Source organism: Peribacillus frigoritolerans, assembly GCF_040250305.1.
Lineage (GTDB): Bacteria > Bacillota > Bacilli > Bacillales > DSM-1321 > Peribacillus.
Window position 1 is genome coordinate 4685692 of sequence record NZ_CP158190.1, and the last position, 22423, is coordinate 4708114.

Here is a 22423-nt window from a genome sequence, read left to right on the forward strand (position 1 = left end):
ATAATGTTTTCTCTTCAGCATATTTATGGTTATCAGCTGTGCTGGCTTTTCAGTGTACATTCCATATCATAACTACTTGTCTTGTTCACAGAGAATAAAATTTCAGGAAATGCCCTTCAATATTTCAGTTAGACGTAGGAACTCTTCCTTATCACGATTTCTTAATGAGTCATCGATTTCTTTTTCAATTTGTGCTTTCCGGTAATCACTAAGGGCCTTTTTTAAAACCATTTCAGCCATCTCTTCAGGTTCAAGCGATGTTCCTGGCAATTGCTTCTCCATACGAAACCAACTCCTTAACCTTTTTTCTATTATACTAAATAACTTGGAGATTATTATTATTTATTAAAATCTTATCCTTTCCTCTTTTTCTTTTCCTTATCCACATGATTTCCACTTTGCCATCCTTCTATACATAAAAATTCTAAATATTATGATTCATAATTAGTAAAACATTTTCATTTTATCCAGGAAGATCGAATCGTTTATTTCCATTACTTTAGAATTAATTATATTCCATTACAGGTAAAGGGAGCTATGTTATTCGCTTCATTTTTTCAGAAAAGTCAGAAATATGTTGACCGGTATGGATAAGCCCTCTAAAATAATCTAAATAATCCAGTTTTTTACTTATATTCATTAACCATCATTTTTGTTCATTTCGGCTTTATTTATTGTTGAAAACGATTTTGATGAAAAACTTAGCATTAAAGGAGCATTTATCATGAAAAAAAGTCGAGTTCTTTTCGCTAGTTTAGCTGGTTCCGTTATTGAGTGGTACGATTTCTATTTATACGGGACAGCAACGGGCCTGGTTTTTACAACTCTATTCTTTCCCAATCATGATCCAGCGATTTCACTTCTTCTCGCCTTTGTCACATTCGGGGCTGGTTACGCAGCCCGTCCAATCGGCAGCATCCTGTTCGGTCATATGGGCGATCGCATCGGCCGGAAGGCAGCACTCATGTTCACCCTTATTGGTATGGGAGGGAGTTCAATGCTAATCGGTGTTCTGCCCACTTATGCCCAGGTTGGGTTGGCCGCCCCCGCCATCTTGGTGGTGCTGAGGTTGATTCAAGGAATTTCCTTGGGAGGTGAATGGGGCGGAGCCATCCTATTGGCAACGGAATCTGCTCCTAAAGGTGTCCGTGGGTTATATGGATCTATTCCCCAACTAGGAGTCCCCATCGGCTTGGTTGCCGGTTCTTTCAGCCTAACCCTTATTAGTTCCTTGACAACCGATGCCCAATTTTTATCTTGGGGTTGGCGGATTCCATTCCTTTTAAGCGGTGTACTGATCGGATTGGCAATCTGGGTAAGGAGTGGCATTGAAGAAACGCCGGAATTTAAAGCGCAGAAAGATAGCGGCGATCTTGCGAAAGTTCCCATTATTGAAACGTTGAAACACGATTGGAAAAGTGTGCTGCAAGTGATCGGACTAAAGATTGGGGATGGGTTCTTCAATGTATTCATCATGTCCTATGTTCTCGTCTTTACTACACTGTATTTTGGTTATTCCCAAGATTCAGCCCTTACCGGCTTAACGATTGGTTGCGCTACAATGCTAGTTACCATTCCTATCATTGGTTACATTTCAGATTTTGTCGATCGAAAAATCATCTATTTTGGGGGCCTTATTCTCCTTTTCGTCTTGGCCATCCCATATTTCACAATGATTGGGCGTGGAGTCGGCTGGTTCTACATTATGCAGGCAATTGTACTCGGCGTCATCTGGGGAGCCATTTTTTCTACACAAGGGACATTATTCTCGGAGCTCTTTCCAGCCAAAGTCCGTTATACTGGATTATCCGTCGGTTATCAGGTTGCGGCAGCCATTGCAGGTTTCGGTCCGCTCATCTGGACCACCATGGCGGAATCATATGGCCCATCCCCTTTGGTATTTGGCGGATTCATGATGGCAGGTCTCGCGATTTCCCTGGCACTTTGTATATTATCACCGCATTTCAGCAGAAGGAGAGAAAAGGATCAAACACTCAAACCACATGAGCTGGATTTGAACTGATTCTAAAATCTCTGGCATGAGTAATAACAGAGGCTGCACGTCCTATCACTCGGACAAGCGGCCTCTGTTTTTTAGAATGCATATACCTCTCTATACTTGTTTACTGCCTACAATCTCCAAAAGATCAGTGAGCGTCCGGATTTCATAGGTGGGCTTGATTCCCAGATTATTAACCTTTTGATGGGGATTGTACCAGCATGTATCCATTCCATAATTCAAGCCGCCCTGTATATCTGAAGTCAAGGAGTCACCCACTATCAACGCTTTCGATTTATCTGTGATCTTTAACTCGGAAAATGCATAATCAAAAATCCCTCTATCAGGCTTCTGAAACCCAGCCTCTTGGGAAACTATCAAGGTCTCAAAGGTATCGCAAAGGGCTGACCCGCCGATTCTTGCTGTCTGCACTGCCGTGAAGCCATTTGTAATAATGGCCAGCCGGCATCCTCCAAGCTTCTCACAAACCTCCAAAGCCCCTGGCACAAGATGTATTTCCTTTCCCAAATGTCCTAGGTACACACGGCCGAAAGCATCCGCATCGATATCAAGCCCATGCTTCAGGAACAACCGCTTGAACCTTTCCACTCCCAGATTTGTTAAATCTATAAGCCCCTGTTCCAAATCCCTCCATAATACCTTACTGATTTCTTGGTAGCATCCCGCATAATCCTCCGCCCCTGTAGGCAAACCGAACTCTAAAAAGGCTTCATGCAGTGCTTTTTTTTCCGATATTCCAAAGTCTAGCAATGTATCATCAACATCAAATAAGATAATCTCGTATTTCATCGCTGCCCCCATAATCATTTTAGTCCAACTTAACACATTTCCTTTAATTAAGTATGGAAAATATATACGCAAGCTTGGAAAACTACAAAAAGGATAGCTTCAAAGGCGCTATCCTTTTTGTATGGTTCTTTATAGAGGATGACTCCTAATGGTAAACTGTTATCATATTTACTCTTTCATGATTATGGCGTTTATTCCATAACGCACAGCTATTATTAAATACCAACAGAAAATAAGAGACTTCCCCTTTGCGGGTAAGTCTCTTATTTTTATGAAGAGCCAACTATTTTCTCGCCTCTCGGCTTTGTACTATTTGAGTCTGGTTCTCTTGTGATGCCAATTTGATTGAATTTATCTTTAATGGACAGTTTGTATGTCAATGATCCTGTGCCGGCTTCATCAGGCTTGAAAGTTCCTGCATTTGTCCGTTTTCCATCTTTCAGCAACCACACCTGATACACCTCGGACTCTTGAAGGCTAGGCAAATTCTGAATTTGCACGATTAACCGTCTTTCTTCTCCTTGCTGCAAAATGTATGCTGCACCGTCCGTATTCATATTTACAGCCGTCTTATCGGCAGGCTGCAAAGATAGCGACGTTTTAACCTCCATTGGCAGATTGATGGCCGCAAGCTCTTTTTTCAGTTGAATATTGGAATATAACAGCACAAACGCCAAAACTAGCGCTGCCAACAAAAGACCTGAGGTTACTGGTGTAAACTGCTTAAAGAAAAAACGACTCCATTTCTTTTCCTTTCTCACTGGAACTTCATCATCAGCCTCAAAGACAAAATTCATGACCTCTGATTTCAGGGAAGAAGAAGGTTCTTTTTCTTCGAAATCCCATTTCAATGAATTCCAGGCTTCCGTCATTTGTTCATACTCCCCAGTGCATTCAGAGCATTGTGTTAAGTGTTCCGCGAATGCTTTTTTTTCTTTTTCTCCCAGTTCACCCGATAAAAATGAAAGCAGGTTAGCGCACTCTATATTCATTTACAAACCACCTACTTCCAAATACTTTTTCAACAATTTAAGCGACTGGTGAAGTCTGCTCTTGATGGTACCAATCGGTTCATTTTCAATTTTGGCAATTTCGGTTAACGAGTACCCTTTCCAATATAGTAAATCAATCAGTCTTTTTTGCGGCTTGCTTAACTTACTTTTTGCATTGGCAATTTCACTGTGTAATAGCCCATTTTCTATATCATCATTCGGATCTTCTAAGTCAATTGGACGACTCATGTCCATGTGTTTATTATTCCGAATATGAACGCTGTCTTTACGGACATAATCCACACACACATTTCGTGTAACGGTCAAAAGCCAGCTTACAAAGTGCCCCTTTTCGGAATTGTAGCTGCTTTTTGTGGTCCAGAGCTTTAAAAAGACCAATTGCACTATCTCTTTAGTTTTATCAGGATTTCCATTTGTGAACTTAAAAATAAAACCATAGATTAATTTAATATGCCGGTCATAAAGTTCTTCCAGAGCAGGACGATGCTTTTTCATTACTAATGCCATCAATTCCTTATCAAGTTTTTCTTTCAATCGCACCTGCAACTCCTCACCAGTAAATTTGGAATAAAACGTGTAACAGGAACGACCATCACTGATCGTCCCTTTTTCTTATTTTGGAAAAACCGTCTTGTTATTTACAATATACCAAACATTTTTCATACCTTCGCCATTGACATCTCCCGCTGACTTATCATTCACAAAGTAGTAGAGCGGAAAACCTTTGTACGTTACCTGCTCTTCCCCTGTATCTTCCCTTTTAATGGTTCCAAAGTCTTTTTCCTTAAACCCTTCAGGGACTGCAAAATCCCTTTCCATGAACGGCGGCCATTTTTTCAGACATTCATCCGTGCAATTGCTTTTTCCTGATTTATCTTTCTTGAAAAAATAAAGTGCCATTCCCCTGGAATCAGCCAAGTACTCGCCTGTTGTTTCACTTTCCAATAATTTTAGGGTTACTGCTTTTTCATCGGCAGTACCACTAACCACTTCATCATTTTGGGGTGAATCATTAGCTTCATTTCCACATGCCGCCAAAACTAGGACCATAATAAAAACTGAAAATACCATCCACTTTTTCATATACTCTCACTCCTTGTCAATTTACTTCCATCCCCAGTTTTGAAATACTTGATGGGATTCTTCCGTTTTAAGATAATCAATGAATTGTTTTGCCTTTTTCTTGTTATCACTCTTACTCGTTATGCTTATCGGGGTTCCTCTATAGAGCTTGTCTTCCTCAGGGAGCTGAACCAGGTCCGTAACATCCGCCAGACGGTAATGCCAGGATTCATATGTAATCCAGGCGTCTAATTTAGAATTTGCCTTCCATAGATCGATGGCTTCTGCACTGGACTTCACTGAAATGGCAATATTCCTGCTAATTCCAGGAATCAATCCTTTCCTTCCAGCCAAATCTTCCCATAGCCCCAGTTGCCCGGCTCCATTAACATCCACAATCTTTACACCCTTCTTTGTCAAATCCTCCAAGGACTGTATACTCTTTGGGTTTCCTTTTCTAACCAGGATGCCAGCTGACCGTGTATACAACTCTGTACGGCCTTTTTCATCAAGGAGCTCCGGATGATCATGCATAAAATCTGTTAGCATATACTCGGACCCTCCGTAAATGATATCTGCATCCTGTTTGGCTTGATCAATCCATTTTTCTTCGGGTCCCGCTGTTACTTCAACTTTTATCCCCGTTTCTTTGGTGAATTGTTCCGCCACTTCCTTGATAGGTCCAAGAGGGCCACCTGGTCCATAGACTTTTACTACGTCGTCAACAGCTTGCCCCCGTTTCGGAACCATTTCCGGTGAAAATCCTAACAGTACTAGCATCAATGATATCCACACAACAAAAATGACCTTTTTCAAGTCTTTCCTCTCTCCCTTCTAAAAAGCCTTTGTACTATAGATAACGGGACAAACTTCAAAACGGTTTGAAAAAATTGTTAATTATTTTTAACCTTCAGCAAAATACATCTGGTGATATTAAGCTATTCTTCTTTTTTCTCATAAAAAAACCATTCGAAAAGTATCTTTCTTCGAATGGGGCATGACTTTAATTACATACTTTTTCAAGTCTCTATAACCAAGTGACAGAAAAGGTTAGCTTGAATTGCTTCCCTTTTTTCTCTGTTTATTTCTTTTAACAACAGCTATCACCAACAATAACAAAGGAATCAACGTTTGCATCAAAACCCCATAAAAAGGGAAGGCGATGATATCAAAACGACTGACATCCATAGCGCTAGGATACGACCAAAAGCTGAATTCTACAATCAAAATCCCTATCGGCCATACAACAGGACGATAGTCGGAGAGATTCAGCCACTGCGCGGTACCCAAAGCAGCCGCATAATAAAACACAGAAATTTTGACAAACGCTCCTACTATCCATACGGCCATGATGGCGGACTCCAAATGTTCAAAAAAGTCGGCAAAACTGATGTACCGAGATACATTCATCAGGGGATAATTCTTTGTGGATGTTGTTGATCCAAGTACAAAAAGAACGATAAGATTCACCACAACTAACGTCATCATTACGGCAAACACAGTCATCATCCCATATTTCATTCCTTTTTTCATATCCGCTAAAAAAGGGAGTAGAAAAATCATCAAAAAAAACTCGCTGAACCATCCACCTGGTACAATCGAACCCTTGATTGGAGGCATAATTCCATTCCCCAATATCGGGAATATATTCTTAAATTGAAGATCAGGGCCCAGTAAGATGATTAAGAGGAGGATTGGAATGATAAAAACGGGAACAAACAATTGGGCAGCTCTCCCCAACACTTCTATCCCTCCGCGTACGATAATGGCACAGAGGAGTATCATCGATGCCATGATCACGCTAATTGGGGTTTTGACCAGAAAAGAGTCGACAATATATTCTCCGTAACTTCTTAGGATTTGCCCTGTGATCGGGATATAAAAAAACAAGAATAAAAAACCGAGAATTTTCCCTGGAATCCGACCAATGATCTGTTCACTGAATTGGATAACCGTTTGTTTCGGATAAAGTTTGTGAAGTTTATAAGCGATATACACCGTCGCAAACCCGATGAGGGACGCCAAAATGGGGGACAGCCATAAATCAGTTTTGGCATATTTCGCTGTGATGCTTGGAACACCGAGAATGGCCGTTGCCACAATCGTCGGATACATCATGAATGCCATCTGCAGAGATGAAATTTTACCTTTCTCCATCTGCTTCCTCCTTTCTGTAATAGTATGTAAATCTGAAATCACGCAACCGACTGATAGATTTACTTTTAACTATTCAAACGGCTTAATAAAGAGATTAATCCATTCAGTACGTCCTGCCCTCTGCGCGAGTACGAACATAGATAGCACCTAAACGATAGGATATTTAGCATAAAAAATGCCCAGTCAGCTGGTTTCGGTTCCTTTACGATTTCTTTTCCTTACTACAGCAATCACCAACAATAACAGAGGAATAATCGTTTGCATCAAAATACTTTGTAAAGGGAAGACGTTGATATCATTACGACTGACATCCACAGAGCTAGGCAACGACCACAAACTGAAAATGACAATCAAAATCCCTATCGGCCATACAACAGGACGATAGTCGGAGAGATTCAGCCACTGTGCTGTACCTAAAGCAGATGCATAATAAAAAACGGAAATTTTTACAAACGCCCCTACTATCCATACCGCCATGACGGCGGACTCTACATGTTCAAAAAAGTCGGCCAAACTGATGTATCGAGATACATTCATCAAGGGGTAAAGCTTTGTGGATGTTGTTGACCCGAGTACAAAAAGAACCGTAAGATTCACCACAAATAACGTCATCATCACGACAAACACAGTCATCATCCCGGATTTCATCCCTTTTTTCATATCCGCCAAGAAAGGAAGGAGGAAAATGATCAGGAAAAACTCGCTGAACCATCCACCCGGTACAATCGCACCCTTGATTGGAGGCATAATTCCTTCCCCTAATATCGGGAATATATTCTTGAATTCAAGATCGGGAATCAGCAAAAGGATTAAGATACAGATTGGAAAAATGAAAACAGGTACAAACAATTCAGCAGCTCGCCCCAACACTTCTATTCCCCCGCGTACGATGAACGCACACAGAAGCACCATCGATGCCATGATCACACTAATCGGGGTACGTACCAGAAAAGAGCCGACAACAAATTCTGCGTAACCTCTAAGGATTAGCCCCGTGTTCTGGATATAAAAAAACAAGAATAAAAAACCGAGAATCTTCCCCGGAGCCAACCCAATAATCTGTACACTGAATTGGATCACAGTTTGCTTCGGATACAGATTGTGAAGTTTATAAGCGATATACACCGTCAGATACCCTATCAGCGCAGCAAGAATGGGGGACAGCCATAAATCGGTTTTGGCATATTTCGCTGTGATGCTGGGAATCCCGAGAATAGCCGTTGCCACAATCGTCGGATACATCATGAATGCCATCTGTAATGATGAAATTTTCCCTTTCTCCATCTGCTTCCTCCTTTCTGTGACGTAACCTACTGATGGACTCACTTTTCCATAAACTCTCCAAATGGCCTGAAAAGAGTTTCGATCCATTGAGTGGGTCCTGACATCTGTGGGAGATTGAACATGGACAGAGCCAAGCCAGTGAGGAGCAGTGTAAGAAATGCCATTTTATCTTTTTTAGGATTTTGTTTCATTCTCGGCCATTCATACAAAATGATTAGAGCTACAACCACACTTGTACAAAAAAAAGCCCCCCATCTCATTTGTCCTTCACCTCTTCCTCAGACAATCCTGCCGGTTTGTTTATATAGCCCTGTCTTCGAATATGGGCCGCAACATCGACTTCCACTTCCATTTCTGAGAATATCTCATCCCAGTGGTTATCAACCTTATTAAACTGTTTAGGATATTTCCTATAGAAATCTTTACCTAACCCTAAAATGTCCGCTTTCTTATGCTGAGTATTCAGAAAAGCCATCTCGATGCGTTTTTCTATATCTTTTTGATATGCCCGTTCTGCAGCTTTTAGAGACTTAGGATTTGAAAGGTTTAAATTCGTTCCATTTTGTATAACAGATCCATCTGTATTTACCTTCACCAATAATTTCCATTCTCCGTTGATAATTTGCGGAATGATCTTGACTTTGGCTGACACTGGACTTAAAGATATCTTCCCTTTCACCCCTTTGGGTTTTATGGTCACGGTATATGATTCCACTTCATCCCTTAACCACAATAGCCCTCTTGTTTCTTTTTCCGTCATCATCCCAGTCATTTTATCTTTTTTGAACACGGCTGTCCCGACAATGTAAGGAATTCCCTGTAATTTCGTTTGCCCTTTCCCTGGGGGTAAAATTTTAACGAATGGAAGTGCGGCCGCTTGAGGTATACCCGTTAACATTTCATCTAAATCCTGCAGTGTTACCAGCATCCCGATATGTAAATCAGATAGTTCTCTAAGCACTTCGCCTGAATAGTTTTCCAGGGGTGGCAAAGATTCAAGAATAGGCTTTGCTTTCCCTTTGCTGACATACACATTTGCTTTCTCTCTTGGCTGCGGATGGCGCAGCAGAAAATCCAGCTGCTCTTGAATTCCTTCCTTCGCTAACTGTTCACCGAATACAAATACTTTACAATGTCCCCAAAATACTTTTCGCGGAAGCTTGCTCTGAAGCTTTGACAATGCATCTGAAATATTAGAGCCTTTTTCATATCTTACCAATGTCGTAACCGCACCCCCTCCTTGACTGCTCCCTCCTCCTTGACCGCCGCCTCCACCACTTATTGAACTTGGAATAAAAACTTGGACGGATAGTTCGATGTGATCATTATCGTTCTTATCGATGGCGGCTGCTGTGACAATCGCCAAATCAGTGATTTCCACTCGATCCCAACAACCGCTTAGAAAAGGGGTTGTTCCACAAATACCGAGCAAAAGAAGGACGCTTTTCATGAAATGACGCCTCTTTACTTTCTCCAATATCTTTGTTCGCCTCCAACCATTATTCACTCCGTTTCACTTCCCCTTTTTGGATTTGGTCCCTGCTCCGGAGGTTGACGGTATACATTAGAATCCCCTGTGAGGCGCGGACGTGTAGTCATCTTCCACCAAGGAGCCCTCCACAGCACATCTTTCAGCTCTTGATCTTTTAACGGTGCCAGTGGCGTTAAGTAGGGAACGCCGAAGGAACGCAAGCTGCATAAGTGAATGACTATGGCAATGATCCCCATCATGATACCAAGCAGTCCTAATGTACCGGCAAGCAGCATCATAGGAAAACGCAGCATCCGGAAAGCAATTCCGGCAATATAACGAGGCATCATAAAAGAAGCGATTCCCGTAATCGCAACTACAATGACCATTGGCGCTGAAACCAACCCCGCTTGTACGGAAGCTTGACCAATCACTAGCGCTCCAACAATGCTGACAGCAGAACCTACCTGCTTCGGCAATCGAACCCCTGCCTCTCTTAGTGCTTCAAAGGTAATTTCCATAGCCAATGCCTCTACTATTGCAGGAAAAGGGACCGATTCCCGTGATGCCGCGCTGCTTAGCAGGAGTGCGGTTGGGACCGCCTCATGATGGAACGTCAAAATAGCAACATATAGGGACGGAAGCAAAAGAGATAATCCCATAAAAATATAACGTAACCAACGGATAAAGGTGCCTGCCATAAAACGTTGAGCATAATCCTCTTGTGATTGAATCAAAGAAAAGAAGGATATTGGTGCAATTAAAGTAAAAGGGGTTCCTTCTACAAGAATGACAGCCCGTCCCTCCAGCAAGCAAGAACAGGCTACATCCGGCCGTTCTGTCGTCATGATCTGAGGGAAAGGTGAATACGGATTGTCCTCAATCATTTCCTCGATGTACTCGCTTTCTAAAATACCGTCTATTTTAATTCGTTCCAACCGAGTTGTAATCTCTTCAATCAGTGTTTTATCCGCTAGTCCATCAATATAAGCAATCGAAACATTCGTCCTGGTATAAGTTCCGATCTTCATCGATTGTATTTTAAGGGCAGGACTTTTAATAATACGTCGCAATTGGGACGTATTTACCTCTAGAGATTCAATAAATCCCTCTCGTGACCCCCTAACTCCCCCCTCTGCCATAGGTTCTTCAATCGCCCGCTTTTCCCATTTGGACAATCCTAAAGAAAATCCATCGCTTTCCCCTTCATATAGAAGGATCGGGTTTCCAGTGGAAATCGATTCAATGCAGTCCGCCAACATATTCACTTTTACCACTTTAGGAACGGGCATTTTATGTTCAATAAACTCATTTAATGGCTGTGGCTCTTTTGATGACTCTTGCATGAGTGGAGATAGAACATACTGCTCTATCGCCTCGATGTCTGAGAGTCCCGCAATGTAAATAAGCATGGCTCTCGTCTTTCCGAAAAGTAAGAACGAACGGAACATGACATCCGAGCAATTATCATAAACTGAACGAAGTGTTTCTACATTTCGGCTGAAATTCACATCAAGTGAATCTGCAGGCTTAGAATCTTGGTAATTATTTTGTACACTGGATTTTTTTTCTTTCGTTTTCCTTAACAATTTGCCCACATTACGAATCAAGCTGGTTACCCCCATTTTTTTGCAGGTCGCTCTAACTCCATTTTTCTATGTTTCTTCATTAAGGGTATTTTATACAGAAAATCCTGTGCCCGGCATGAACTTAATTTTCATTAGCATGTTTGAAAAGCTATGTTATAAGTTGATTTTGAATAAACCGTAAACTCTTGTGATATCCTGTTTGTAATTAATAACTAAGGGGTATATCAAAAATCGAGGCTATATATTAAAATACTGTCTCTCGCTAAATAGTGTTTTTTGAACAGCTACGCAAGACCATAAAATGGGGGTTATTTTTTAAGGATGGATATTCGCTTTAAAATACCTCTTTTTTTTCTTTTTAAATAAGTTTCATGGGCAATCAGACTAAAACATTAGAAGATAAGGGAGATTCTATGTCATTCTTAATCACATTGCTCGGATTATTGGTGTCCACAATAATCGCTACAATATTAAATGCCATATGGCCTCGTATTCCACTACCGATATATCAGATATCCATGGGTGCAGTGCTTTCATTATTGCCATTTCAATTATCGTTGGATTTTCATTCAGAATTATTCATGATCTGTGTTATTGCTCCATTACTCTTTACAGAAGGAAAAAATACGTCCCGTAAAGAAATGCTTGAATTGCGTAAGCCTATTCTGTTATTGGCATTTGGGTTAGTATTTGTGACTGTTTTTGCAGGAGGTTTCTTCATCCACTGGTTAATACCTGATATGCCGATGGCTGTTGCCTTTGCTTTAGCAGCTACAATTACCCCTACGGATGCTGTAGCGGTACAATCGATTACAAAAGGATTGAAATTGCCCGGAAATATGATGCCCATCCTTGAAGGTGAATCACTTTTCAATGATGCTGCTGGAATCGTGGCTTTTAAAGTTGCCCTGGCAGCTGCCTTAACTGGAGCATTTTCAATAAAGGATGCTTCGCTTAATTTTATATTTGTAGCTATAGGCGGTATCTTCATAGGTATCCTATTGGGCTACTTAATCGTCAAATTACGATTATTTTTACGGGTTCATGGACTTGAAGAAATCTCCATGTCTATTGTTATTGAGCTAATTACGCCTTTTGTCATATATATGGTAGCTGAAGAATTCCATGTTTCCGGAATCTTGGCAGTGGTTGCCGCAGGTGTAATTCATGGCATCGAGCGGGATCGCCTTCAAAATTCCACAACTAAATTGCAAATTGTATCATCTAATACATGGTCTGTATTAGGTTATGTTTTGAATGGACTTGTATTTGCTTTATTAGGATTTATGTTGCCGAGTGTTTATCAGGAAATTGAGTCCAACATAAATAGGGGTAATCTTTTTGGAATAAGTGTTTTGATTGTTCTTTTATTATTGATGATCCGTTTTATTTGGGTATACTTTCTGCATGATACTTTTACGAAAAACAGAGTGAATCCATTAGAGCAATTCATTATGTCCAGGGTTCATCCAGAAGATAGCGAGGACACTGATGATGAGAATGTTTCAAGACCACGATTTGCATTTTTGACATCCGTTTGCGGCATTCATGGAACCATTACATTAGCTACAGCTTTATCCATACCATATTTTATGCCAGATGACACTTTATTCCCGATGCGTAATACAGTCTTGTTCATCGCAGCTTGCGTTATATTGTTAAGCGTCACATTGGCTACGGTTCTCTTGCCATTACTGGTAAAGACACCGATTGAATTCAAAGATGAACGCCTAACCTCTGAGGAGGCTTATGAAATTGTTTTAAATAAAACGATCGATCAGCTAAGCAAAGAAGCAACCATGGATAATCAGAAAGCTGTCAATCAAGTAATGGAAGATTTGAATGAACAACTGATTGATTTGGAACGGGGAATCACGAACAGACCCGATAATCGGACAATACGCGATTTAGTGGAGCAAGGGGCCAATAAGGAATTGGAAGTCGTTTCTGGACTAGTCGAAAAAGGAACTATATCTGAAACAGCCTTAGAACTTTATAAAGTGTATCTTTCAAGAACCTTAAATTATATGCAAAAATCTTCGCTGAAAAGGGCTTGGATCAATTTGCAGGCGATTCTTTTCAAGAAAAAGATCAATGTCAAATGGGATAAGAAATGGGAAGCGAAATTAGAGGACTCCATCGTTAAAAACGCGGACCTGATCCGGGAGTTCCGCAAAGCCCAAAAAGAAGCTTCTAAGGAAGCCATTTCATTGATCAAACAACAAACTACACCTGAAAACCGTCATGAAGTGATGCTTGTCATTCAAAGATATAATCGTTATTTGAATCCATTCGGAACATTAAGTGAAAAAGAAGCAAACCGCTTTGAAGAGATGGTGAGTCATTTTCAGTTGATTGCAATGCAAATCGAACGTGATATCATTCAGCAAATGGTTGAAGATGAGCAAATATCCATGCAAACAGCAACTGAGCTTAGACAAAACTTAATCTATGATGAAATGATAATGATACAAAATTAAGAAATGAATTAGAGACACCGTTACGACAGGGAGCGGTGTCTCTTTATTTATATCCACATCCTCTCTCAATTCCTTCTTTTATCAAGTCCATCATTCAATATTTTCACTTGGAAGCGAAAGTAGAGATAGAATACGGTCCAGATGATCATATAGAATGGTATGAAAATCCCAATTCCTATAGCTAATCCTTTTAAGCTGAATGGAATCCAACCAACAAAGAAAGATAATAGGAAGTAAAGAATGCTGACAGTAAGGAAGTGCAGAATGGTTTGAAATAACAAACTCCATTTTTCATTTTCAAAGAAGAGTGTTGCCGTGCTGAAGAACCACCCACATAATATGCAGCCTATCGCGTTTTTCACAAATATTCCACTGTCTAGTGAACCCCCAAAAGCGATCACTCCAAAACATGTCAGCACCATCACGAGTGCCCCAAAACAAATTCCAACAAAGCTACGGAATAATAGTGTTTTCATCATAATCCCTTCCTTTTCCATTGAAATGCTTTCTTGATTCCTTGAACATAGTGCCGAGAAACATATTCTTTTTCCCCTGATCGAAAATACACACATAAGGTCCCGTTGAAAGATGCCTCGAATCTGCTTAACTCATCTAAGTTGGCAATCACTGACTTGGACAATCGCACGAATTGATTACGAGGAAGGTCCCTTTCCAGTTCATATAACCGTTCTTTCATTTCGAAAGTACCCTGTTTCGTCCGGACCATTATGGAATCTTGCTCTGTGAACAAACAGATAATTTCTTCTGCCCGGAAGATATGCTGCATTTCTTCTTTTTTGCCGACAAAATACGGTCTTTTCCTCTCCTTCAAACGCTCCATCAGTTCCTGGACTTCCTCATTCCATTCGTGATTTCGGATAAGCACCTCTATCGCCTTGATCTCCTCATCTATCTCTACGTTTATTTTCATCTCTGCGACCTCCATTTGCTTATAATGTAAGTATATTAATATCTAGATATTTCGCTTGTGATTTCCAGCTACACGCAACTTACTAGCGATAACATGCTATAAATGGATACTCAGATACACTAAATAACCGTCCAAAAAATTGGACGGCCCTTTAATACAAAAAATCTAATCCTGCTTTTGAATCCGTTTTTATAAATCAGCTTACTATTGACCTGTTCCAAGGGTCCGGATCACTCTTTGCTTGTAAAAGTACTTGGCATCACCACAGCGATTACCTCTCCACGGGCGCAAAGCTTATCGATGGCAAATACCTCTGTTTCGATTCTCCATTTCTTTGGATGAACCTCATGAATCGTCCCAACGGCTGTTAATGGCACATCATTTGGGGTTGGCTTTACGAACTCCACTTTCAGTGATGCAGTCACAAACCTGGGAGGCTCCACTCCATCTCCAATTTCATGTCCATTTTTACGATGCATTGCCAATGCAGCAGAGCCTGTTCCATGACAATCAATTAAAGAAGCAATCAAGCCGCCATAAACAAATCCGGGAATTGCGATATGCTCTGGACGTGGTGTATAAATTGTCCTTGTTTGCTCACCTTGCCAACCGGTTCGAAAGTGATGACCCTCTTCGTTTAAACGACCGCATCCATAACACCATGCAAATGCATCCGGATAATCATCTTGAATCGCTTTTACCACAATCTCCTCCATCATCTCTCCTCCTTTTTCAGAATATTATAACATCTATAAAGGGAATTCCCAGATAGTTTATTGAGCTTTCAGCTTTATACATACTGCAGAAATCGATAACATACATAAAAAGTTTGCAAGAATCCTTGCTCCTTATTTCGATAAATGACAAAGGCCCCTGTAAGCAAAGCAGCATTCAGGGGCTTTCATTTGAAAATATATAGAGTTAAAGAAGTGTATCCCCCATTGCATGGTCTTTTATTTTGTTGCACGCTTACCTTCTTAAAAGTTAAGCCTTTTTCTTAAATCCCAATACTTGAATGTCATTTTACCCATTTTTGACTTCGAAAGTGAATCATATTTACGTCCAAGTGCCAGGTTTTGTTTTTCTAGCTTAGTAATTTGTTTAAGTTGAACTGTGTTCAGTTTTTTTAATTGCTTTACTTCTTTAGCTAATTCTTTATTTTTCCCTTTCATATCATATTTTTCTTTATCAGCAGTTGCCCGTTCCTTCATTGAAATTTCCACATCTTTTGGCTTTAATTTAGGATTTCCATAGGTTTCAAATCCTATAGTTTTTAAATATGGCATGTTATTTTGAAAATTTAGTTCAAAGTTTCCATAACTTTTATGGATGTGGAGAAATGTATAACATCCGGCTTTTTCTGCTGAAATGATTTGACCATATCCAGACAGTTTAAACAGTTTTTCGACTCGCCTTATTTCTTCAGGTATGTTTTTGACGATGTAGGTGAAAACTTCGTCAACATTTAACTCTGCAGGCAATTTTTTCACTTTATTTGATGGTGCATGCTTATTCAGTTCATCAATGTCATCTACATCAATATAAAACATATTTGTGCTTTGCTCTACAAAATCTGTAATACGCTTGCTCCATAATAGTACTTGCAGTTTTTTTATTGCTTCCGAAAATAAAAACTGCCTGCTGACCTGATACATTCGTTTTGCCGCAAACTCATATATATCCTTATTGCATAGTGCTAATTTGACAGTGTCACGAAAATCCTTCTCTGTAACGGCATATAACGGGTAATCTTCGCCAAAAAGCTTTATATGCATTTTGGTTGGATTCATTATTACAGCCTTCCTTAAAATCCCATACTCCAATAGCTTTGTAGACAGTTCCAGACTGCTGTCCATTTCCTCACTTCTCCAGGTTATCCCAATATCACTGTTCACGATTAATTGTTGGGCATTCTCCCTTGTCAATGCCCCGTACCATGTAAGACCATCTGTATTTTTAAGAAGGTATGCCGCTTCTTCCTTAAACTGAGAATCATCTTTAACCCATTTGAATTTATCCCCCGCTACATCAAGTGATAGATTCGGAATCACGCGTTTTAATTCTTTAAAAGCAGTAATAATGGGAATGGTCTTCCAATCCGGGTCGAATTTCCCTGTATATACAAGTTTGTTTTTTAACCGGGTCTGCACTTCCGCTGATTCAACATTGGGTATCATCGGGGTAAGCAGGGAAACTTTGTTTTTTTCTTTATTCAAATTAAGAATTTCAATGACAAATTCGCACATCTCTTCTGTTTGACATAAGAAATACGCACACTGTTCATATATATTTTTGATGCTCTCAAATTTTTCTTCATTAACATCCTGGCCTATATGAGTCAACCCTGTAGCATAAACCAATGTATTCTCTATGATATGCTTATGCTTTGCTATTTTTTCAACAGTCTCAATGCTTCTAACAAATAGCCAATCATATTCCTTTTGATTCCAATAATGAGAAATGAGCATTTCAGCTATATCAAAATCAATGACACCTTTTTTTACCCATTCATCATCGGTGGCACTGAAAAAAGGATCAACAAAAGGATTAAGAATGGTTATATTATCAAATTTCTCTAGAGGCTGAATTAATATATCACGTTTGACTGGGCTAGCTAGAAGTAAGTCAACTTCGATGTTGGAATCTAGCGCAATGGTCGATGCTAAGGAAGATAAAAATACTGCAGATCCATCCATTGAATTCATGTCAATAAAGCCAAATAGAAGTACCTTCATTTTTCTGTTTTCAACTAGTTCATGTGAATTCAAAGTTTTCACTCCAATGACTGAAATCTGATATGAATCTTTTATTTTTTTATTTGTTCTTTAATAGATGATTTAAGCGCAAGATATTTTAACGTGAATTTCCCTGCATATGTAACGTTGAATTTGTGTTCTAATAACTTAAGTCTTTGTATTTCTTTGTTAAGCTTAATATTTTCTTTTTGGGCCATCTTACTTTTTTCTAATTCTTCTCGCAGCATATTGTTTTCTTTTGTCATGTTCTCAATGGTTTTTTGTTTTTCAGTGCCATTGCCCTCTATGAGCTCCAATGTCATGGACATCATGTCTTTCATTTGTAATTCGAGTTCCTCGTACATAGTTTTCCAATATTCGTTTCGTTCGTCCATATTGAAAAAACTCCCTTCCATTAACCTTGGATAATCTCCAATTCTCTTTTAATAACAACATCTACCGCGCATTTTTCTCGAATCGACTGAGAAGCTTGTTTTGACACTCTTAAAAATACGTCCGGGTTGTAATATAAGCGCTCTATTGCATCGGCAATTTCGATAGGAGACTCAGGTTTTGTTAGAAGGCCAGAAACGTCATGTTTAACGAATTCCGGGATTGCCGTAATATCTGTTGAAACCGGCACTAGCCCACTCGACATTGCCTCACACATTGAAACCCCTTGAGAATCCAAACGGGTCGGGCAAAGGAAAATTCCATACTCCTTATGTAATGCAGCGATTTGGTCCTGAGATAGGAAACCTTTATGAATCGTTACATTCTCAAAATCGCTGATTGGCTCAACGGTTTGATCGAATAATTTTCCATCACCATAAAATGCAAATTCCAACTTATCGAAGTATGGTCTCTTCGATAGTTCAAGAACTGCTTTCACCGATAAATCATTGGCGTATTTTCGCGAAGCGTATGGCCTGATTGAAAGGACTCTTGTCCGCATTTCAACTGGCTTTTCAATTAAGGTAAAGAGATTGTCATCTATTACATTAGGAATGATTACTGAATTTTTCGATTCTGCTCTAGCATCACATTCCGCTATATGTTCTTTGAACCATTTGGAAATATGAACAAAGGTTGTATCCAACTCATCCGTTTGATAAAACCAATTCATGAAAGAAAGCTGTGCTACATAATAGTCGTCCGACATTTCAAGTATCTTCCGCAAGCTTTCAGGGCTTTCAAGAAAATTAAACCACCTTCTATGCCATGCCTCCGTTTCAAATCCATGTATCCAGGTAATAATCGGTAAATCTGTGTTCGTTTCTTTTATCGCTTGTACCATTTTTGGATTAACAAAATGAATGAGCGCTTTTTTATGTACTTTATGATTTAAGAAAATGCGCAGATGCTGTTCAGTTCCACGATAAACAGGCACATCTTCATACGTATACTTTTCTGCTTTTTTATAGGCAGGATGCAAAACAAAGACATCAACCTTCAAACCCTCATCCAGATAAGCCTTGACTCTTCGGTGGATAAACCCATTCCGATATAACTGATCTTCATGTGGATAAGCATTCGTAATGATTACATATCTATCTTTTTCACTAAATGTAAGCTCATATAGATTTATAGATTCCTCCATTTTTGTTCACTCCTACTATTCAGTCATCTTCAATCGGCCTGCTACTTATCTGTAAATGAAGGATTTTTAAGAGATTCTTTTCCAATCACCTTTAAAACCGTCAACCGATTATAACAAACATGTATTACTGAATATTGACATCAATATGATAATTCTGTAAATAAAAGTAAAGTTTTCATGAACTTTTGTAGCCTTTTGTAAAGTTTCATTAATGTCATGACTGGGAGCATCAGTACTAGCATGAAGGAGGATGGCAAATAAACAGCAACATAAAGTAGGAGGGCGTTCCATTTAGCGGAAACGCCCTCTTGCATATAAACTTGTGTATTTTAAGTCTATTAATATAACTTGGAAGTAAAGGGTATAATTTCCACCATGAAACGTTTTAATCAATTATAAAAAGTCCACTATTATCCTCCATAACTTGTCTACACCATTACAATAAAAATTCATACTATATAAAAAAGGGAATTGTCAAAAAAAGGAGGTGCGATCTTACATGATACCCATAGATGATTGTAAATTATTAATTTCATGCTGCAATAATAAAGGTGGTCTTTATTTAGTCCAATTTAAACAGCAACAATATGAAATAAATAAAGTTTTAAATGTTAGATGCACAGGCATTACAAAATACGGCAGCTCTTTTGTCGTAATTTCAAGTTCTCATGGAATCTTCATTTTGGATGAAAACTTGAAGGTTATAAAGAATAAAGCTTTATCTATAGAATTAGATTTACATGGTGTAGCAATAGATGATGATAAAGCTTATATTATTGAAACCAAAACTAACTCAATTGGTATTTATAATTTGAAAAACAATTTGGAAAGAATCGATGAAATTAGATTTTCACCTGAAAATGACGATGTTTGCCACGTCAACGATTTGTATATAGCAAATGATAAGCTATATGTATCGATGTTTTCATATCCTCCAAGGAAAAATTTCCTCTCTTTTGCAGGTTATTTCCCTAATAAAACAATCCACCAAGGTGTGATTCTTGAATATTCTTTACAGGAAAGAAAAGTGGTTAAGATTTGTCATGATAAATTACTTCAACCTCACAGCGTACTTCATTATGATAATAACCTGTATTATTGTGTTTCAGGTGAATTCCTAGTAAAAAGTAATGAGGAAGTTATTTTTAAATGCCTTGGTTATACTCGCGGTTTAGCAGTTAGAAATCAAACGATGTTCATTGGCCAAAGTGAGAGTAGGCACATACCGGTTTTACTAAAAAAAAATACGAACATATTACTGGATTGCGGGATTTATGTTCATGACATCTCTACGAAACTTTCATCTTTTATCCATATACCTTCTGAAGAAATTTATGGAATATTGGTTATTTAAAAACAGTGAAATCATATTTTTCAGTTGTTGAAATTTTTTTATCCTTAATGGAAATCATTCGTTTAGTTACCAGATCATAAGGATCTCTTTCTTTATTCACTTGAACAGTCAGTGAACTTTTTTCTACCTTCAAGAATTATTCAAGCATGTTTTTGTAAGAATAGAATAGAATCGAAAAAAGACCAATTTGCTGAAGAGAGTGATATAGATGGAACCAATTACCTTTAAAGCATTTGCAATCACTAATGAAATCGATTTGAACAAAATCGCCATTCATTGCGGCATTCCAAAAAAATTCACCTGGGAAGAGCCTTTAATCCTTAAAGGCGATATTCTAAGTTCCATCCTTAATAAAAATGTGGACGAATCGCAGCAGGTGCTGGTTTTTTCCTTTGGCAGCATTGTCTTCATCAATTACTCACACGCGAATGAGATTAAGGAGTTTTCATCCTTTATCCATTCTTTCGAGCCGGTTATTGATCTCGACAATTTAGATAGATATACAGACGATTACAGCCTTCACTTCAGTGAAACTGAAAACATCAATTTGACAGACGAATATGTAGTTGTGCCTAAATATGAATTTTTTTACCCTGAATTAATTTCCACCATTCTCGCAAAATCGGTGGCACTTGAAAAAACTGAGGAACAACTCGGAAAAATCCACGACAAGCTCGAAGCCATGATAGACCGACTGGAAAAAGGCAAGCTGAGAATCGGTAATAAGGAACTAGCGAGGACGACTGCAAAAATCGTACGTCACGAGTATAATACCCTAGCGTACATCATGATTCTGGACAAACCTGATATTACATGGACAAGCAGCATTGCCGGCGAATTTTATGACAGCATGCTTGATTTTTTTGAATTGAATGATCGGTATAAAATCCTGAAAAGTAAAACCGAAATTTTATATAACATTATGGATGGGTTTTCTAACATCAGCCATTCGATCAGAGGACTATTCGTTGAATGGATCATTGTAATCCTCATTGTCTTTGAGATCGTTCTGACGTTATTAGAAATTGCAGGATGGATTCCATGAATTCTGAATCATATCGTATGGAATACCTTCTAAATAAATAAGCACCATTTAAGTGCTTCAGACTGTAGACAAATTCGAAAAACGGGTTTGCCTACAGTTTTTTTCTTTGAAAAACGTTCCCATTGATTTCAGAAATCCGCCCCCTTTCCGTGGACTGTCCAATTCCTAAGTTTTCTGATGATCGTCTCATGGGTGCCTGTTTTTCTTTCATCTTACTCTCCCGAAGTATTTCATTTGTTTAATACAGGGCAAAGTGGAAAATAAATTCCTCCCCTTCTTCCCCATTGAATCTGTACCCTTTATCAATGAATCCAGCTTTTTTATATAAATTTATCGCTGGAAAATTCGAATGATGCACTGTTAGAATAATCTCATCTTTATCTGGATAACTAAGTTTGATCATATCAGGCAACACTTTTAAAGTCTTAAAAGCTAGCCCCTTTTTTTGATGGCGCAAATCCAAGGAGAATGATTTTAGAAGAATTGCATTCTCATTACTTGTATATTGATTTCCCGCTTTATCCGTATATAAGGCAAAACAACCAATCAAATCCTCATCTAAATAAATAACCATGGGGAGGTTATATTTATCCTTCCTGAAGTCTTCAATAACTTTCAAAGGTAAAGAAGTATAGATTGCTTGTTCTATAGGTAAACAATAATTGCTCAGCGCCTCGTAGTTATTTTCCATAAAAGGTCTGATAGTTAATCCAGTCATCATACTTGCACCCCATTTTTACATTTATACAAATCCATATTAACAGATACTAAAGTTTTACAATGCACTGCAAAATAAAAAAAAGGAATGGATTTGTTTACCATTCCTTCAGACTGTAGACAATGAAAATCAAGTTTGCCTGCATTTTTTATTTGAATAGTTCAGTTGATTTCAG

General features: G+C 38.9%; 21 protein-coding genes. 4 read left to right on the top strand and 17 right to left on the bottom strand.

The annotated features are described in order from the left end of the window. Positions 1 to 102: 102 nt before the first annotated feature. The gene (locus ABOA58_RS23065) at positions 103 to 282 is read right to left on the bottom strand and encodes an IDEAL domain-containing protein (RefSeq protein ID WP_034315231.1); all 180 of its coding nucleotides are present in this window, start codon (positions 280 to 282) and stop codon (positions 103 to 105) included. A gap of 442 nt (positions 283 to 724) precedes the next feature. Here ABOA58_RS23065 and ABOA58_RS23070 point away from each other — a divergent pair, with 442 nt between their 5' ends. Then, complete coding sequence (locus tag ABOA58_RS23070; protein WP_350300184.1) at positions 725 to 2023, top strand: MFS transporter; 1299 nt, start codon at positions 725 to 727, stop codon at positions 2021 to 2023. Between the two features lie 90 nt (positions 2024 to 2113). Here ABOA58_RS23070 and ABOA58_RS23075 read toward each other — a convergent pair whose 3' ends face one another. The 9 genes from ABOA58_RS23075 to ABOA58_RS23115 all read right to left on the bottom strand — a co-directional run bounded on the left by ABOA58_RS23075 (position 2114) and on the right by ABOA58_RS23115 (position 11421). Further along, positions 2114 to 2809 carry a YjjG family noncanonical pyrimidine nucleotidase gene (locus tag ABOA58_RS23075; protein ID WP_350300185.1) on the bottom strand — a complete coding sequence of 232 codons (696 nt, stop codon included), beginning with the start codon at positions 2807 to 2809 and terminating at the stop codon, positions 2114 to 2116. A gap of 269 nt (positions 2810 to 3078) precedes the next feature. Beyond that, a complete protein-coding gene (locus tag ABOA58_RS23080; protein ID WP_350300186.1) occupies positions 3079 to 3801 on the bottom strand; it encodes an anti-sigma factor in 723 nt (240 codons plus the stop codon). Further along, a complete protein-coding gene (locus tag ABOA58_RS23085; RefSeq protein WP_350300187.1) occupies positions 3802 to 4356 on the bottom strand; it encodes an RNA polymerase sigma factor in 555 nt (184 codons plus the stop codon). 78 nt (positions 4357 to 4434) lie between these two features. Further along, the gene (locus ABOA58_RS23090; RefSeq protein WP_350300188.1) at positions 4435 to 4905 is read right to left on the bottom strand and encodes a COG4315 family predicted lipoprotein; all 471 of its coding nucleotides are present in this window, start codon (positions 4903 to 4905) and stop codon (positions 4435 to 4437) included. Positions 4906 to 4926: 21 nt separating this feature from the next. Then, on the bottom strand, positions 4927 to 5664 hold the full coding sequence (locus ABOA58_RS23095; RefSeq protein ID WP_413020417.1) for an extracellular solute-binding protein: 738 nt from the start codon (positions 5662 to 5664) through the stop codon (positions 4927 to 4929). A 270-nt stretch (positions 5665 to 5934) separates the two neighbouring features. Next, on the bottom strand, positions 5935 to 7041 hold the full coding sequence (locus ABOA58_RS23100; protein ID WP_350300190.1) for a GerAB/ArcD/ProY family transporter: 1107 nt from the start codon (positions 7039 to 7041) through the stop codon (positions 5935 to 5937). 183 nt (positions 7042 to 7224) lie between these two features. Then, positions 7225 to 8325: a GerAB/ArcD/ProY family transporter gene (locus tag ABOA58_RS23105; protein WP_350300191.1), complete on the bottom strand. Its 1101-nt coding sequence runs from the start codon at positions 8323 to 8325 to the stop codon at positions 7225 to 7227. A 256-nt stretch (positions 8326 to 8581) separates the two neighbouring features. Beyond that, on the bottom strand, positions 8582 to 9802 hold the full coding sequence (locus ABOA58_RS23110) for a Ger(x)C family spore germination protein (RefSeq protein WP_350300192.1): 1221 nt from the start codon (positions 9800 to 9802) through the stop codon (positions 8582 to 8584). A gap of 26 nt (positions 9803 to 9828) precedes the next feature. Continuing rightward, a complete protein-coding gene (locus ABOA58_RS23115) occupies positions 9829 to 11421 on the bottom strand; it encodes a spore germination protein (protein ID WP_434547750.1) in 1593 nt (530 codons plus the stop codon). A 377-nt stretch (positions 11422 to 11798) separates the two neighbouring features. On the opposite strand from ABOA58_RS23115, the gene ABOA58_RS23120 reads away from it, so the two are divergent. After that, complete coding sequence (locus ABOA58_RS23120) at positions 11799 to 13865, top strand: Na+/H+ antiporter (RefSeq protein WP_350300194.1); 2067 nt, start codon at positions 11799 to 11801, stop codon at positions 13863 to 13865. Between the two features lie 65 nt (positions 13866 to 13930). On the opposite strand, the gene ABOA58_RS23125 is transcribed toward ABOA58_RS23120, so the two are convergent. The 6 genes from ABOA58_RS23125 to ABOA58_RS23150 all read right to left on the bottom strand — a co-directional run bounded on the left by ABOA58_RS23125 (position 13931) and on the right by ABOA58_RS23150 (position 19131). Beyond that, positions 13931 to 14344, bottom strand: a complete 414-nt coding sequence (locus tag ABOA58_RS23125) for a DUF3021 domain-containing protein (RefSeq protein WP_350300195.1) — start codon at positions 14342 to 14344, stop codon at positions 13931 to 13933. After that, positions 14341 to 14796 carry a LytTR family DNA-binding domain-containing protein gene (locus ABOA58_RS23130; protein WP_350300196.1) on the bottom strand — a complete coding sequence of 152 codons (456 nt, stop codon included), beginning with the start codon at positions 14794 to 14796 and terminating at the stop codon, positions 14341 to 14343. Before ABOA58_RS23130 ends, ABOA58_RS23125 begins: the two co-directional genes overlap by 4 nt. 230 nt (positions 14797 to 15026) lie before the next feature. Beyond that, the gene (locus tag ABOA58_RS23135) at positions 15027 to 15512 is read right to left on the bottom strand and encodes a PaaI family thioesterase (RefSeq protein ID WP_350300197.1); all 486 of its coding nucleotides are present in this window, start codon (positions 15510 to 15512) and stop codon (positions 15027 to 15029) included. A 261-nt stretch (positions 15513 to 15773) separates the two neighbouring features. Further along, a complete protein-coding gene (locus ABOA58_RS23140; RefSeq protein ID WP_350300198.1) occupies positions 15774 to 17564 on the bottom strand; it encodes a hypothetical protein in 1791 nt (596 codons plus the stop codon). Positions 17565 to 17602: 38 nt separating this feature from the next. Then, positions 17603 to 17926, bottom strand: coding sequence for a hypothetical protein (locus tag ABOA58_RS23145; protein ID WP_350300199.1), 324 nt, complete (start codon positions 17924 to 17926; stop codon positions 17603 to 17605). A 20-nt stretch (positions 17927 to 17946) separates the two neighbouring features. After that, entirely contained in the window at positions 17947 to 19131 is a 1185-nt protein-coding gene (locus ABOA58_RS23150) for a glycosyltransferase family 4 protein (protein ID WP_350300200.1), read from the bottom strand. 499 nt (positions 19132 to 19630) lie between these two features. Between ABOA58_RS23150 and ABOA58_RS23155 the strand changes: the two genes are divergently transcribed. After that, entirely contained in the window at positions 19631 to 20485 is an 855-nt protein-coding gene (locus ABOA58_RS23155) for a DUF4915 domain-containing protein (RefSeq protein ID WP_350300201.1), read from the top strand. A 208-nt stretch (positions 20486 to 20693) separates the two neighbouring features. Next, positions 20694 to 21530: an RMD1 family protein gene (locus ABOA58_RS23160; protein ID WP_350300202.1), complete on the top strand. Its 837-nt coding sequence runs from the start codon at positions 20694 to 20696 to the stop codon at positions 21528 to 21530. 238 nt (positions 21531 to 21768) lie between these two features. Here the strand turns inward: ABOA58_RS23160 and ABOA58_RS23165 are convergent, their stop codons facing one another. Then, a complete protein-coding gene (locus ABOA58_RS23165; protein ID WP_350300203.1) occupies positions 21769 to 22251 on the bottom strand; it encodes a GNAT family N-acetyltransferase in 483 nt (160 codons plus the stop codon). Positions 22252 to 22423: the final 172 nt, after the last annotated feature.

Coding starts and splice junctions, on each gene's coding strand:
- ABOA58_RS23065 (WP_034315231.1), bottom strand. CDS start 282: ATGGAGAAGCAATTGCCAGGAACATCGCTTGAACCTGAAGAGATGGCT.
- ABOA58_RS23070 (WP_350300184.1), top strand. CDS start 725: ATGAAAAAAAGTCGAGTTCTTTTCGCTAGTTTAGCTGGTTCCGTTATT.
- ABOA58_RS23075 (WP_350300185.1), bottom strand. CDS start 2,809: ATGAAATACGAGATTATCTTATTTGATGTTGATGATACATTGCTAGAC.
- ABOA58_RS23080 (WP_350300186.1), bottom strand. CDS start 3,801: ATGAATATAGAGTGCGCTAACCTGCTTTCATTTTTATCGGGTGAACTG.
- ABOA58_RS23090 (WP_350300188.1), bottom strand. CDS start 4,905: ATGAAAAAGTGGATGGTATTTTCAGTTTTTATTATGGTCCTAGTTTTG.
- ABOA58_RS23095 (WP_413020417.1), bottom strand. CDS start 5,664: ATGCTAGTACTGTTAGGATTTTCACCGGAAATGGTTCCGAAACGGGGG.
- ABOA58_RS23100 (WP_350300190.1), bottom strand. CDS start 7,041: ATGGAGAAAGGTAAAATTTCATCTCTGCAGATGGCATTCATGATGTAT.
- ABOA58_RS23105 (WP_350300191.1), bottom strand. CDS start 8,325: ATGGAGAAAGGGAAAATTTCATCATTACAGATGGCATTCATGATGTAT.
- ABOA58_RS23115 (WP_434547750.1), bottom strand. CDS start 11,421: ATGGGGGTAACCAGCTTGATTCGTAATGTGGGCAAATTGTTAAGGAAA.
- ABOA58_RS23120 (WP_350300194.1), top strand. CDS start 11,799: ATGTCATTCTTAATCACATTGCTCGGATTATTGGTGTCCACAATAATC.
- ABOA58_RS23125 (WP_350300195.1), bottom strand. CDS start 14,344: ATGATGAAAACACTATTATTCCGTAGCTTTGTTGGAATTTGTTTTGGG.
- ABOA58_RS23130 (WP_350300196.1), bottom strand. CDS start 14,796: ATGAAAATAAACGTAGAGATAGATGAGGAGATCAAGGCGATAGAGGTG.
- ABOA58_RS23135 (WP_350300197.1), bottom strand. CDS start 15,512: ATGGAGGAGATTGTGGTAAAAGCGATTCAAGATGATTATCCGGATGCA.
- ABOA58_RS23145 (WP_350300199.1), bottom strand. CDS start 17,926: ATGGACGAACGAAACGAATATTGGAAAACTATGTACGAGGAACTCGAA.
- ABOA58_RS23150 (WP_350300200.1), bottom strand. CDS start 19,131: ATGGAGGAATCTATAAATCTATATGAGCTTACATTTAGTGAAAAAGAT.
- ABOA58_RS23155 (WP_350300201.1), top strand. CDS start 19,631: ATGATACCCATAGATGATTGTAAATTATTAATTTCATGCTGCAATAAT.
- ABOA58_RS23160 (WP_350300202.1), top strand. CDS start 20,694: ATGGAACCAATTACCTTTAAAGCATTTGCAATCACTAATGAAATCGAT.
- ABOA58_RS23165 (WP_350300203.1), bottom strand. CDS start 22,251: ATGATGACTGGATTAACTATCAGACCTTTTATGGAAAATAACTACGAG.